This is a genomic window from Enterobacter sp. CCUG 70166 (genome assembly GCF_020224095.1).
In the GTDB taxonomy this organism is placed as follows: domain Bacteria; phylum Pseudomonadota; class Gammaproteobacteria; order Enterobacterales; family Enterobacteriaceae; genus Enterobacter; species Enterobacter intestinihominis.
In genome coordinates this window covers 127047-141511 of the sequence record NZ_NRIQ01000001.1, presented here as the reverse complement: position 1 = coordinate 141511, position 14465 = coordinate 127047, and the positions used below count along the sequence as shown (strand labels likewise).

12 protein-coding genes are annotated in these 14465 nt (G+C 54.6%); 4 read left to right on the top strand and 8 right to left on the bottom strand.

Annotated elements, in window-relative coordinates:
- Positions 1-47: 47 nt before the first annotated feature.
- Positions 48-3137: a beta-galactosidase gene (locus tag CKK19_RS00655; protein WP_063853699.1), complete on the top strand. Its 3090-nt coding sequence runs from the start codon at positions 48-50 to the stop codon at positions 3135-3137.
- 51 nt (positions 3138-3188) lie between these two features.
- Here the strand turns inward: CKK19_RS00655 and CKK19_RS00650 are convergent, their stop codons facing one another.
- Entirely contained in the window at positions 3189-4748 is a 1560-nt protein-coding gene (locus CKK19_RS00650; RefSeq protein ID WP_225455017.1) for an EAL domain-containing protein, read from the bottom strand.
- Between the two features lie 213 nt (positions 4749-4961).
- Here CKK19_RS00650 and CKK19_RS00645 point away from each other — a divergent pair, with 213 nt between their 5' ends.
- Complete coding sequence (locus CKK19_RS00645) at positions 4962-5222, top strand: type B 50S ribosomal protein L31 (protein WP_015571255.1); 261 nt, start codon at positions 4962-4964, stop codon at positions 5220-5222.
- Between the two features lie 2 nt (positions 5223-5224).
- Positions 5225-5365 carry a type B 50S ribosomal protein L36 gene (gene ykgO / locus CKK19_RS00640; RefSeq protein ID WP_063853702.1) on the top strand — a complete coding sequence of 47 codons (141 nt, stop codon included), beginning with the start codon at positions 5225-5227 and terminating at the stop codon, positions 5363-5365.
- On the opposite strand, the gene CKK19_RS00635 is transcribed toward ykgO, so the two are convergent.
- Complete coding sequence (locus tag CKK19_RS00635; protein ID WP_063853703.1) at positions 5362-6072, bottom strand: GNAT family N-acetyltransferase; 711 nt, start codon at positions 6070-6072, stop codon at positions 5362-5364. The genes ykgO and CKK19_RS00635 overlap by 4 nt on opposite strands.
- Before the next feature lie 102 nt (positions 6073-6174).
- Here CKK19_RS00635 and CKK19_RS00630 point away from each other — a divergent pair, with 102 nt between their 5' ends.
- On the top strand, positions 6175-7635 hold the full coding sequence (locus CKK19_RS00630) for a PLP-dependent aminotransferase family protein (RefSeq protein WP_023299463.1): 1461 nt from the start codon (positions 6175-6177) through the stop codon (positions 7633-7635).
- On the opposite strand, the gene CKK19_RS00625 is transcribed toward CKK19_RS00630, so the two are convergent.
- From CKK19_RS00625 to acrA, 6 genes are all read right to left on the bottom strand, one after another.
- A complete protein-coding gene (locus CKK19_RS00625; RefSeq protein ID WP_022647269.1) occupies positions 7607-8074 on the bottom strand; it encodes a YlaC family protein in 468 nt (155 codons plus the stop codon). The two genes, CKK19_RS00630 and CKK19_RS00625, sit on opposite strands and share 29 nt — an antisense overlap.
- Positions 8075-8190: 116 nt before the next feature.
- Positions 8191-8742, bottom strand: a complete 552-nt coding sequence (gene maa, locus CKK19_RS00620) for a maltose O-acetyltransferase (RefSeq protein WP_022647270.1) — start codon at positions 8740-8742, stop codon at positions 8191-8193.
- 207 nt (positions 8743-8949) lie between these two features.
- Positions 8950-9168, bottom strand: coding sequence for an HHA domain-containing protein (locus CKK19_RS00615; protein WP_015571250.1), 219 nt, complete (start codon positions 9166-9168; stop codon positions 8950-8952).
- Positions 9169-9196: 28 nt separating this feature from the next.
- Positions 9197-9571, bottom strand: coding sequence for an Hha toxicity modulator TomB (gene tomB / locus CKK19_RS00610; protein WP_006809850.1), 375 nt, complete (start codon positions 9569-9571; stop codon positions 9197-9199).
- A gap of 509 nt (positions 9572-10080) precedes the next feature.
- Complete coding sequence (gene acrB, locus CKK19_RS00605; RefSeq protein WP_023299464.1) at positions 10081-13227, bottom strand: multidrug efflux RND transporter permease subunit AcrB; 3147 nt, start codon at positions 13225-13227, stop codon at positions 10081-10083.
- 22 nt (positions 13228-13249) lie between these two features.
- Positions 13250-14443, bottom strand: coding sequence for a multidrug efflux RND transporter periplasmic adaptor subunit AcrA (gene acrA / locus CKK19_RS00600; protein WP_063853704.1), 1194 nt, complete (start codon positions 14441-14443; stop codon positions 13250-13252).
- Positions 14444-14465 lie beyond the last annotated feature (22 nt).

Here is a 14465-nt window from a genome sequence, read left to right as displayed (position 1 = left end):
CCAGGGCATGTTGACTAAAATTGTGAGCGCTTCGCAAAGAGGTTGATATGTCTTCTACATTGCCGCTGACCCTCAGCGCAATTCTGGCTCGTCGTGACTGGGAAAACCCGGGCGTGACGCAGTGGAATCGTCTGGCCGCACACGCGCCTTTTCATAGCTGGCGCGATGAAACCCTCGCCCGGGAGGATAAGCCTTCGCTGAGCGAGCGTCTGCTTAACGGCATCTGGCGATTCAGCTTTTTCCCGGCACCAGAGCAGGTGCCCGAGGCATGGGTAACGGGCGATCTGTCTGATGCCGTTGAGATGCCCGTGCCGTCGAACTGGCAGATGGAGGGATTTGATACCCCCATCTACACCAACGTCACCTATCCGATAAATGTGAACCCGCCCTATGTTCCGGCTGAAAACCCAACCGGTTGTTACTCGCTCACATTTGAGATGGATGATGCCTGGCTGCTCAGCGGGCAAACCCGCATTATCTTTGATGGGGTGAATTCAGCTTTTCATCTGTGGTGTAACGGCCAGTGGATGGGCTATTCCCAGGACAGCCGTCTGCCTGCGGAGTTCGACCTCAGCGCGGTGCTGCGACCGGGGCAGAACCGCCTGGCGGTGATGGTGTTACGCTGGTGCGACGGAAGCTACCTGGAAGATCAGGACATGTGGCGGATGAGCGGCATTTTCCGTGACGTCTCGCTGCTGCACAAGCCGGAAACGCAGATTGCCGATTATCAGATCGTGACCGATCTGAATGCCGAATGCGATCGGGCGCTGCTCCGGGTTGACGTTGCGCTGGAAGGCTTACGCTATGCCGAATGCGAGGTGGCGTTTACCCTGTGGCGTAACGGCGAAGCCTGCGCGCAAATCACGCAACAGCCCGGATCGGCCATCGTGGACGAACGCGGCAGTTGGGCGGAGCGGCTCACGGTGGCGATACCCGTGAACAATCCCGCGCTGTGGAGCGCTGAAACACCGGAACGCTATCGTTTGACCATGTCGCTTCGGGATGTGCAGGGCAACATGCTGGAGACTGAAGCCTGCGATGTCGGTTTCAGACGCGTCGAAATCAGCAACGGCCTGCTGAAGCTTAACGGCAAACCGCTGCTGATCCGCGGCGTGAACCGTCATGAACATCATCCTGAGAAGGGGCAGGTGATGGATGAGGCGACCATGCGCCGCGACATCGAACTGATGAAGCAGCATAACTTCAATGCCGTGCGCTGCTCGCATTATCCGAATCACCCTCTGTGGTACACGCTTTGCGATCGCTACGGCCTGTACGTGGTCGATGAGGCGAATATTGAAACCCATGGCATGGTGCCGATGAGCCGCCTGGCGGACGATCCGCGCTGGCTGCCTGCCATGAGCGAACGCGTAACGCGTATGGTGCAGCGGGACCGGAATCATCCGTCCATCATCATCTGGTCCCTGGGGAATGAGTCCGGGCATGGGGCGAATCACGATGCGCTGTACCGCTGGCTGAAAACCACCGATCCCACGCGGCCGGTGCAGTACGAAGGCGGAGGGGCCAGTACGGCGGCAACCGATATTATTTGCCCGATGTATGCCCGCGTCGATCAGGATCAGCCGTTCCCGGCGGTGCCAAAGTGGTCGATTAAAAAGTGGATTGGTATGCCGGACGAAACCCGTCCGCTGATCCTGTGCGAGTATGCCCACGCGATGGGTAACAGCTTTGGCGGCTTTGCCAGCTACTGGCAGGCATTCCGCAGCCATCCCCGGTTGCAGGGCGGCTTTGTCTGGGACTGGGTCGATCAGGCGCTGACGAAAAAAGCGGAAGACGGCACGGCATTCTGGGCCTACGGCGGCGATTTTGGCGATAAGCCCAACGATCGTCAGTTCTGCCTCAACGGGCTGGTGTTTCCCGATCGCACCCCGCATCCCGCCCTTTACGAGGCACAGCGTGCCCAGCAGTTCTTTACCTTTACGCTGGTGAGCACCGCTCCGCTGGTCGTCGATATCCAGAGCGATTATCTGTTCCGTCATACTGACAACGAGAGTCTGCGATGGTCGGTGGCGCGTGACGGTGTGGTGTTGGCTTCCGGCGAAATAACCCTTTCTGTTGCGCCCCAGGGGACACAGCGCGTGGAGATCCCGCAGACTGAATTCGGCGCTGAACCGGGCGAGGTCTGGCTCAACGTGGAGATCGTTCAGCCGCAGGCCACGCCGTGGTCGCCGTCCGGCCACCGTTGTGCCTGGGATCAGTGGCCGCTCCCGGCTCCGCTGTACCTTACGCCACCGAAAGCAGACGGAACCCCACCACAGTTAACGGTGCAGGAAGAGGTGCTGGACATCACTCATCAGCAGCAGCGCTGGAAGTTTAGCCGTCTCACCGGCAACCTGACCCAGTGGTGGAACGCGGGCGCTGAAACGCTCCGTTCCCCGCTAACGGATAACTTTACCCGGGCGCCGCTGGATAATGACATTGGCGTCAGCGAGGCGACCCGCATCGATCCGAACGCGTGGGTGGAACGCTGGAAAGCGGCAGGGATGTATGAGATATCCTCGCGCCTTATCCAGTGTGAAGCGGAACAGCATGCCCGTGAGGTGGTGGTGACCACGCAGCACGTCTGGGAGCATCAGGGTAAAGCGCTGTTTATCAGCTACAAGGTCTGGCGGATTGATGACCACGGGTTACTGCACGGTGATGTGCAGGTGACGGTGGCGTCTGACATTCCTGAACCCGCTCGCGTGGGCCTGAGCGTTATGCTGGCGGATATCCCGCAAACGGTGCGCTGGCTGGGGCTGGGCCCGCTGGAGAATTATCCGGACAGAAAACTGGCGGCGCAGCAGGGGCGCTGGGCGTTACCGCTGGACGCCATGCAGACGCCGTATATCTTCCCGACGGAGAACGGTTTACGCTGCGACACCCGTGAGCTGACGTTTGGCTCACATCACTTCCAGGGACAGTTCCATTTCTCCCTGAGCCGTTACAGCCAGCAGCAACTGCATACGACAACGCATCACCATTTGCTACGGGAAGAGGATGGCTGCTGGTTGAATCTTGATGCGTTCCACATGGGCGTGGGGGGGGACGACTCATGGAGCCCGAGCGTAGCACCCGCCTTCATTCTGCAAAACCGTCGGCTGCGCTACACGTTTAGCTGGCAGCAGAACGGCTGAGCCGAAACGTGCGGCCACTGTCGTGGCCGCACGTAACACCGCGTAATGGGTTTATTTCCTGAGGTTGTGCTCGGCCCAGCGAATGAAATCTTCTTTAGGCAGCGCCTTGCTGAAATACCAGCCCTGTCCGTACTGCACGCCGTGGCGATGCAACCATTCGAGCTGCCCTTCAGTTTCAATGCCTTCTGCGACCATCGCCAGCTTAAGCGATTTGGCCATTTCGATGATGTGGGGAGTCACGTTCTTATACTCCAGCGCGTCCACAAAGGATTTATCAATCTTCAGGGTATCGACATCAAGATCCTGCAAATAGCTCAGGCTGGAGTAACCCGTACCAAAATCATCAATGTAGATGGCATGCCCGGAGCGCCGAAACGCAGCGATGGCAGGGGCGCTGACGGCAGGATCGGCAAAGCCGCGCTCGGTCAATTCAAGGGCGATCTGGCGCGGGTGGACGCCCCATTTGTTGAGCAATTGACTCAGCAGGCGAGGCAGCTCGGGGGACGTTAAATCGGCTGGCGCAAGGTTGACAGAAATGTGCAGTTCCGGGTGATGATGCAGCCAGGCACCTAAATCCTCAAACACCTTATTCACCACCAGCTGTGTCAGCGTTGAAATAAGCCCCGTCTGCTCCGCCAGGGGAACAAAGAGATTAGGCGACAGGTCACTGCCATCTGGCTGCGGCCAGCGCATCAGCGCTTCTGCACCCACCAGTTTTCCACTGCATAGCGCCACAATGGGCTGATAGTGAACCTCGATCTCCCGGTTGTTGATCGCGTCGATCAGCCGGTTACGCGGGGAAAGCAAACGGCGGAGGATGCGAAGCACAATAAGGGCTGCAACCAGGCTTATCAGTATGCCAGCCGGTAGCCAGATGATCAGCTGCTGATGCCAGGATGCCGCGAGCGGTTTTAACGATGCCCAGGCAATAACCGTAAGCCCCAGTTCTGGCACCGGTTTCAACACGTACATCGAGCCGTTGTATTGCACGCGCTTAACGTCCTGCTGCTCCTTAACGACAGAAAGAATATACGGGTCGAGAATATTGCTTCTGGCAAATATCCGATGGGTTTCGCTGCCCACCAGGGCGGCATCCATCGAAATGTCACCGAACGGGACAACATCCACAAGCGACGCCGGATCGACCATTACCAGATAATGTCCTTTCCCCAGAACGGCCATATAACGGTGAATGCCGAGGTCGTTTTGCGAGGTGAGCCACGCGCTATACCCGTCTGCGGTGATCCGCATCGGGGGCGGTAAGATCGCCGTATTACTGGATTGTTCCAGAGAGGAGCAGAGCGGCTTCAGGTTATCGATATACATCACTTCCTGAATATAGCGCCATGAGAACGCGACACGACGCATTTCGCGTAAGTGCGGAGGAGTGCAGGGCGGGGCGTTGAACAACTGTAGGTGCGTGAGCGCCTGTTTTGCCTGCGCAACGACTCTGTCGGTACGGATCAGGGCGCGCGAGGCATATCTGTCCAGTGCATCCACAAATTTCGCCTCTGCCTGACGATGCGCCAGCCAGATACTGAGGCACACAGGGACCAGCACAGAGAAGATCAGTACGCCTGTCACCAGGCTGACCAGATGTCGGGTTCGCATGCTGCTGTATCCTTTCCATATGCCCGACCAGGGCATGGAGTTTGCGCGCCAGATGAAAAATTTTTTATCGCTAAATGATATAGTTATAGCATGTAACAGTCTCTCGCAGTATTTGAAAACCTTTCAAAAACAGGCTGTGCGTCACAGGGGTTGTTTTTGCAGCAAAGCTCAGATAGTATTTTGTTATGTTATAACAATACATGAAGACCAGAGATGAAACCGAATATCCATCCAACCTATCGCACCGTTGTGTTTCACGACACCACGGCTAATGAATATTTTAAAGTTGGCTCAACGATTAAGACAGACCGTGAAATTGAGCTTGAGGGGAAAACGTATCCCTACGTTACTCTTGATGTCTCCTCTAAATCACATCCGTTTTATACCGGGAAGCAGAAGACCTTCTCGACGGATGGCAGCGCGGCACGCTTCCGCAAGCGTTTTGGTGGCTTTCTTGATGCGAAGCGAGGCTAATCATGCAGGTGCTTAACTCATTGCGCAATGCAAAACAGCGTCACCCGGATTGCCAGATAGTCAAACGCAAGGGACGCTTATACGTGATTTGCAAATCTAACCCGCGCTTTAAGGCGGTGCAGGGGCGTAAAAAAAGACGCTAGAGGCGCGTTTCTCGCCAGCTTTCCAGGGATCTTTTCTGTTTGCCATCGACGGTAAAATTGTCGGTGGCAAGCCAGCTTTCAAACGCGCTCGCCAGCGCTGACCACTCTTTGTCGAGAATTGAAAACCAGTCGGTGTCCCGGTTTCGGCCTTTAATGACCAGCGCCTGGCGAAAACGCCCTTCAAACTGAAAGCCAAGACGCAGGGCCGCTTTGCGGGAGGGTTCGTTCAGGCTGTTGCACTTCCATTCATAACGTCGGTAGCCCAGGGTATCGAACACGTACCGCATCAGCAGATACTGCGCTTCTGTCGACATGGGCGTGCGGCTTAACAGTGACGAGAAGTGAACATGTCCCACTTCTACAACGCCGTTTTTAGGATCGATCCGCATAAGGGACAGCGTCCCGACAGGAGATTGAGTCTGGTTATCGATAACGCTAAAGTGGATGGGATCGGATAATTTGCTCACGCTCGCCACCCATTCGGCAAACTCCTCTGCGGTGGCATCGGGTTCACGCAGCAGCCACGTCCAGCTTCGGGTATCTCCGGCCAGGGAATACGCAGAGAACAACGCGTGGGCATGCTCCACGCGCAGCGGCTCAAGCCGACAATAGCGACCCTGAAGTACCATCCGGGACGGGTGCGGGCGAGGCTGCCAGTCGGTAAGGCTTTCCCCTACAGGTTGTCCAAACTCATTGAATATACTCATCTTTATTTCCACGATGTTGAAAAGATCTCCAGATTAGTGAATTACTGGTTCCTTAAAAAGAACCACCAAGCTATGTTTTGCTGGTACCACGAGGAGGTAAAGATGAATATACCGGGTGATGAGCTATACACCCTGCTCCATGCTGCGCTGAAAAAACGTGGGGAAGAAACGCTCCAACGCGCGCTCTACCTTGCTTTGCGGGAGGCCATACTGTGCGGAAGGCTTCGGTCCGGCAGTCATTTGCCCGGCTCGCGAACGCTGGCGCAGCAGATCTCGGTGTCCCGAAACACCGTTAATGCGGCGCTGGACCAGCTCACGCTCGAAGGTTATTTGCTGCGTAGCCGCCAGGGTACGCGGGTGGGGCAATTCGCTCATCGTACGATTGCCCGGACATTACCGGACCCGGACGTCAGGCTGACAAAACGTGTTGCCCTGCTGCCCGCGCCTGTGCCGCGCGACACTCCGGTGATGGCATTTACGCCAGGAACGCCTGCCATCAACTATTTCCCCTTGCCGCTGTGGCGGCGGTTATACGATCGCGTCCTGCGCGAGGAGGGGAGCGCCCTGTTAGGGTATGGCGACCCGGCCGGCGAGCCGACGCTACGGGCCGCCATTGCCCGCCATCTTGCGCTCTCCCGCGGCATTGACTGCGATGCCAGCCAGATTGTGATAACCGAAGGGGCACTGGAGGGCGTCAATCTGTGCACGATGCTGTTAAGCGAGCCGGGGGATGTCGCCTGGGTTGAAAATCCCGGCTATAGCGGCGCTAAAAGCGCTTTCGTCAAAACCGGCCTGGCGATGAGCGGCATACCGGTTGATGACGAGGGGATGTGCTGGGAAGGGTTGTGTGCGCCTTCACCCACGCTGATTTTTACCTCGCCATCGCATCAGTTCCCTTACGGAAGCGTGCTCAGCGCGCGGCGGCGTCTGGCGCTGCTGGAACTGGCCCGGCAGCACAGCGCGTGGATCATTGAGGACGATTACGACAGCGAATTCCGTTATGCCGGTGAGCCCGTACCGGCGATGCTGGGAATGGTCAACAATGCGCCCGTTGTGTATCTGGGGACGTTCAGCAAAACGCTGTTTCCGTCGCTCAGAATGGGGTTCATGGTATTACCGCCAGCGCTGGCTAAGGCGGCGCGTCCGGCCATCGGCTCGCTGCTGCGCGGCGGGCATCGCGCTGAACAGCGCACCCTGGCGCTATTTATTGAGGAAGGCCACTATGCGCGACATCTTGCCGCCATGCGCCGACTTTATCGTAAGCGATACCGCCAGCTGCGGGAGGTGCTAAGCGCAGAGCTTCATACGCCGCACCGTGTTCTTGCCGGAGAAGGAGGGATGCACCTGGCGCTGGCGATTGACGGTATCGACGACCAGCGGCTGGTGGAGCAGGCAAGAGCGTTTCAGCTGGCACCCGCTGCACTGAGCGGGTACTACCTTGAGACGACGCAGGGGCAAACCGGTCTGGTTTTAGGTTACGGCAATACCTCTGCTTCGCAGTTTGCGCCGGGTATTCGACGTCTTCAGGCGCTCATTACACAGCAGCGGGGCGGGAAAGGGTAAAGACATCATAAAAAGAGAGCTGGCCCTTGGTGATGACCATTTTCTGCAACTTCTCTTTTTGCCCGGCTTCGACAGCCGGCGAGTGCAGGATGCTGTCGATCAGCTCCTTCGGCACGTAACGCGTGTTGTACCACTCCCCGTTGTAGCAGACGCGGAAATCGAGTACGTCGATATCTTCATACCGGTAACGCGGGTTGACGTCGAAAAAGAAAAACGCGTTAAACACCACGAACAGCACAACCAGCAGCCAGACGGAATCGACCAGCGTTTCAGACTTCAGCATGACGATAAGCGTTGCCAGCCAGGCGGCGTACATGGCGACGAACAATCCGGGATGTTTGCGAATAAAGCTGATGCTAAAGCGCGGACGATTGTCGCGCTTTTCGCGGGTATTGAGCTCGTCGATGGTGGCGGTAAGCAGGCGCTGTATCTCTGTCATTTTTTGCCTTTATGATTGTTAAAAATACAGGTGATCTGCCTATTTTATGAGAGGGGTTTATGCGATGAAAGTAACAGTTATGCCAGGAAAAAGCATAACAGTTACTCAGGATGCGCTTAGATCATTTTAATGATTTTCGCCGGATTCCCGCCCACTACCGCATTGGCCGGCACGTCTTTGGTCACTACCGCGCCGGAAGCGATAACCGCATTATCGCCAATGGTCACGCCCGGATTAATCACCGCGCGTCCGCCGATCCAGACGTTATGGCCTATGGTGACCGATTTACCGTACTCCAGCCCGCTGTTACGTTCGGTCGCGTCCAGAGGATGCGTGGCCGTATAAATGTGCACCCCCGGTGCGAGCATACAGTTATCGCCAATGCGGATAGGGCAGACGTCCAGCATGACGCAGTCGAAGTTGGCGTAAAAATTGTTGCCCAGATAGATGTTATAGCCGTAGTCGCAGCGGAAGCTCGGCTCAATATAAGCGCCTTCGCTTTGACCCAGCAGGTCAGCTAATAAGGCGCGACGTTCGGCCTTCTCATCGGGTGCGGTATGGTTATAGCGGTGAACAATATGACGAGCGCGTAAACGGTCAGCCCTCAGCGTGTCATCGCCGGGGCGATAATATTCACCGGCAATCATCTTCTGTTTTTCTTCACTCATGGGAACCTCTCTGGAATCGTTTTACGTAGCGTAAAGAGGATTAGCCAGAAAGGGAACGTTCCCTAAAAGTGGCTGTGACGGGAGTCACAACATTCTTGCATATAAATACGTTTTATGCGGGGACCTGGCGTTTGCACTTGAAGCGTAATACGAAAGGTAAATTCAGCTTAACAACGGGCGTAGTGCCTTAAAGTCTCTCTTCAACGACTAACGAACAAATTTCCATACCGAAGAGGGGATCTTGTCATAGAGTTTATTCATGGTCAGTTCAGCAAGACGATGGTCGGCAGCTGAATAAAATACCGCCAGTTCATTATCAGACAGCTCGTATTTATTTTTCTCAATAACTCGTTCGAGCGTGTCAATTGACTGACAGCGTCGCAGGCGCATCAAATAATCGACTTTAGTTAATGGTTTATCAGACATAAAATTCACCTTAGTATTTGTAATAATTTTAACAGGAAAGACTAACCGGATTAGCTCTGCTGACATTCGTGAAGCAGCGAAATAGACGGTTTCCTGATTTACGCCATTTCTGCAAATCCTGTGCGTTAATGCCGTAGCTGCTGAACAACATAAAGGTGTCGTCCAGGTATTCATCAATTTGCTCTATCAACTTATTATCTTCATTGTACTTAATTTTATAATTAAGTGCGAAGGTTGCGATATGCTCGATCAGCTCATTAAGCTGTAAATTGATAGCAGACGTTGGATCGTTCACCCAGCCATGGTTACTTTCTTCAAGATTGGCAAGGCAGTCATGGTACAAGGATTCGCAGAGAAATTTCAACTGCGCGATATCATGCCTTTTTGGCGAGTACTCGTCCATAGCGCATCCCCTTCTGAGTGATTTTTTACTCACCGAACATCATGTCGGGATGGATACAATTTGCTTAGCCACACGGGAGCTGTGTTCCTGATAACTCTAACTATAAGCCACTCTGATCAGGATTTCACCGCGCTATTACGAAAAATTACAATTAAAACGTTTCCTTGCGAGCGCTTACGCAAATGTGACCTCTGACGCGAACACTTTTATCGAGAGAAACCCTTTTTTTAATCCGTTCCTTAAGATTCATTGAGTTAGCGCAATGTTTCATTTGAAGTCCGGATTCAGATGTCTTCGGCATTTACGATGATTTAGGATTTGTCCGAATATTTTAGGCGATGAATTGATATTAAAAGAATGCTGAATTCTACGATTAGCTTATCGGATTATTATGATAAGTCTTATCAGGACGGGTGAAAATAAATAAAACGACAATAAGACTATTTTATGAATTTTTCTGAAAATGAAAAAGGCCGCAAATGCGGCCTTTTTATCATGTGAAACCGGTATCAGTGATGTTCTACCGAATGATTGTGCTCCACATCTTCATTTTTGCGGCTAAAGCGGCGACGTACCACCACGAAGAACACCGGTACGAAGAAGATGGCGAGAACGGTCGCAGTGACCATACCACCCATTACACCGGTACCTACCGCGTTCTGTGCGCCGGAGCCTGCGCCTGAGCTGATAACCAGCGGCATAACGCCGAGGATAAACGCCAGGGACGTCATCAGGATTGGACGCAGACGCATACGAACGGCTTCAAGCGTTGCTTCAATCAGGCCTTTACCTTCTTTCTCCATCAGATCTTTGGCGAATTCGACGATAAGTATCGCGTTCTTCGCCGACAAGCCAATGGTTGTCAGCAGGCCCACCTGGAAGTAAACGTCGTTAGTCAGCCCTCGGAAGGTTGCGGCAAGCAGCGCACCGATAACCCCCAGCGGAACCACGAGCATAACGGAGAACGGAATCGACCAGCTCTCATACAATGCCGCCAGACACAGGAACACCACAATCAGTGAAATGGCGTACAGGGCAGGGGCCTGGTTACCGGACAGACGTTCCTGATAGGACATACCGGTCCAGTCGTAGCCAATACCCGCAGGCAGTTTGCTGGCCAACTCTTCCATCAGGTTCATGGCTTCACCGGTGCTTCGGCCCGGCGCCGCCTGACCGAGGATCTCCATCGATGGCAAGCCGTTATAACGCTCCAGACGCGGCGAACCGTATTCCCAGCGCGAAGTTGAGAAGGCGGAGAACGGCACCATCTGGCCATCGCTGCCGCGAACGTACCAGTTGTTGATATCGTTCGGCAGCATACGGTATTGCGCTTCGGACATGACGTACACTTTCTTCACGCGACCACGGTCGATGAAGTCGTTGACGTAGCTGCCACCCCAGGCTGCACCCAGCGTGGTATTGATGTCACTGATGGACACACCCAGCGCCTGTGCTTTTTCCTGGTCGATATCGATCTTGTACTGCGGCGTATCTTCCAGACCGTTAGGACGCACGCCCACCAGCAGGTCAGGGTGTTTAGCCACCTCGCCAAATAGCTGGTTACGCGCCTGAGTCAGTTTTTCGTGGCCCAGACCGCCCTGGTCAATCAGCTGGAAATCGAAGCCGGTCGCCGTACCCAGTTCAACAATCGCTGGCAGGTTAAAGGCGAAGACCATCGCATCTTTAATCTGTGAGAAGGTACCCATGGCCCGGTTGGTAATGGCTTCAACTTTGTTCTCATCACCCGGACGTTCGGACCAGTCTTTCAGAGAAACGAAGGCAATACCGGTGTTCTGACCACGACCCGCGAAGCCAAAGCCGTTAACCGCAAACACGGATTCGACGTTGTCTTTCTCTTTGGTCAGGAAGTAGTCGGTCATCTCATCCAGCACTTTTTGCGTACGTTCTTGCGTCGCACCCGCCGGAAGCTGAGCCATGCTCAGGAACACGCCCTGGTCTTCATCTGGCAGGAACGAGCTTGGCAGACGAACAAACAGGAAAGCCATGCCCACCACGATGATGATATAGAGCAGCAGATAACGACCGGTGCTGCGCAGGATGTTCCCCACGCTGTCGGTGTAGTGATGCGTACTCTTATCAAACATGCGGTTAAACCAGCCGAAGAACCCTTTGTGCTCGCCGTGGCCACCTTTCTTAATCGGCTTCAGCATGGTCGCACACAGGGCTGGCGTCAGAATCAGGGCTACCAGCACCGACAGCGCCATCGCGGAAACGATGGTAATAGAGAACTGACGGTAAATCGCACCGGTTGAACCACCGAAGAAGGCCATCGGGATAAATACCGCAGACAGAACCATCGCGATACCGACCAGCGCGCCCTGGATCTGGCCCATTGATTTACGGGTTGCTTCCTTCGGCGGCAGGCCTTCTTCCGCCATCACACGCTCAACGTTTTCGACCACTACGATGGCGTCATCCACCAGCAGGCCGATGGCGAGCACCATCCCGAACATCGTCAGGGTGTTTATCGAATAGCCAAATATCGCCAGAACCGCGAAGGTGCCGAGCAGTACAACCGGCACGGCGATGGTTGGGATCAGCGTTGCGCGGAAGTTTTGCAGGAACAGGTACATTACCAGGAAGACGAGGATGATCGCCTCAACCAGGGTTTTTACCACTTCGTGAATCGAAATTTTAACGAACGGCGTGGTGTCATACGGGTAAACAATTTTCAGACCTGACGGGAAGAACGGTTCCATCTTCTTCAGTTCTGCACGGATAGCCGTCGCGGTGTCCAGGGCGTTCGCACCCGTCGCCAGTTTGATACCTAAACCGGAAGCCGGTTTACCGTTGAACTTCGCAATAACGTCGTAGTTCTCGCCACCCAGCTCCACTTTCGCCACGTCACGCAGGCGAACCTGCGAACCGTCCTGATTCACCTTCAGCAGAATTTTACTGAACTCATCCGCCGAGGTCAGACGCGTTTGCGCGATGATAGACGCATTAAGCTGCTGGCCTTTCACCGGCGGCGTGCCGCCTAACTGACCGGCTGCAACCTGGGCGTTTTGCGCTTTAATTGCGCTGATCACGTCAACCGGGGTCAGCTGGAAGTTGTTCAGCTTATTCGGATCCATCCAGATACGCATCGCGTACTGTGAACCGAACAGCTGAACGTCACCCACACCAGACGTACGGCTGATGGCGTCCTTCATGTTGGCGCCCACGTAGTCGGAAATATCTTCCTGCGTCATGGTGCCATCGGTGTTAATCACGCCGACAACCATCAGGAAGCTACTGGACGATTTCTCGACGCTCACACCCTGTTGTTGCACTTCCTGCGGCAGCAGGGGCATCGCCAGCTGCAGTTTGTTCTGCACCTGAACCTGCGCAATGTCCGCATCCGTACCGGATTCAAAGGTCAGGGTAATCTGAACTGTACCGGTTGAGTCACTGTTTGAGGACATGTACATCAGGTTATCGATACCGTTCATGTTCTGTTCGATAACCTGCGTAACGGTGTCCTGGACCGTTTTGGCATCAGCGCCCGGGTAGGTTGCGGAGATCGTCACTGCCGGCGGCGCAATCGTTGGATATTGCGCAACAGGCAGCTTCAGGATCGCAAGTCCCCCGGCCAGCATGATGATAATGGCGATCACCCACGCAAATATGGGGCGATCGATAAAGAAATTAGGCATGTCTTAACGGCTCCTGTTTAAGTTAAGACTTGGTTTGTTCTGACTGGCCAGCGGCCGATGCTTGTTGTTTGTCGTCAGATTTCACTTCCTGAGCTTTGACCTGCGCGCCAGGACGAACTTTTTGCAAACCAGTAATAATCACGCGATCGCCATCTTTCAGACCTTCCGTTACCAGCCACTTGTCGCCAATCGCCTGCGTTGCAGTGATATTGCGTGTTTCGACTTTGTTATCGGCACCCACAACCAGCGCGCTCGCATCGCCGCGTGGCGTACGGGTCACACCTTGCTGCGGAACCAGAATGGCGCTTGGGTTAGTCCCTTCTTCAAGACGGGCGCGTACGAACATACCCGGCAGCAGGGTTTTATCCGGATTCGGGAAAATAGCGCGGATGGTGATAGAGCCGGTGGTCTGATCGACGGTCACATCAGAAAATTCCAGTGTGCCTGTCTGTGAGAACTTGATACCGTCGCTGGTAACCAGTTCAACTTTGGCTTTACCGTTTTCCTGTTTCAGTTGTCCGCTGGCAAGCTCCTGTTTGAGACGCAGGAAATCGTTGCTGGACTGTGTAACGTCAACGTAGATCGGGTCAAGCTGCTGCACGGTGGCCAGCGCGTTGGTTTGACCGTTCTGCACCAGCGCACCTTCGGTGACGGCTGATTTACCAATACGACCGCTGATAGGGGAGGTCACTTTGGTGTAGGCGAGGTTAATACGCGCGGTTTCTACCGCCGCTTTCGCCGCCACAACGGCTGCATTGGCTTGCTGTGCATCGGCCAGGGCAGAATCGTAATCCTGTTGACTGATGTACTGCGTGCCGAGCAGTTTCTTGTAACGATTCAACGTCAGTTGCGAAATTTTGGCTGCCGCTTCTGCTTTCGCCAGATCGCCTTTAGCGCTCTCATAAGACGCCTGATAGGTTGCTGGATCAATCTGATAAAGAGACTCACCTGCTTTCACATCACCGCCTTCGGTGAAGTTACGTTTCAGGATGATACCGCTCACCTGCGGACGTACTTCTGCAATGCGATAGGCGCTGGTGCGGCCCGGTAGTTCTGTTGTCATCTGGAGAGGTTCGGATTTGAGCGTCACGACGCCAACTTCTGGCACCTGCTGAGCTCCTTGTTGAGCCTCTTTGTCGTCACATCCTGTAAGCGCTAAGCTGCCTGAGAGCATCAGAACGACCGCCAGAGGCGTTAACCCTCTGTTTTTGTTCATATGTAAACCTCGAGTGTCCGAT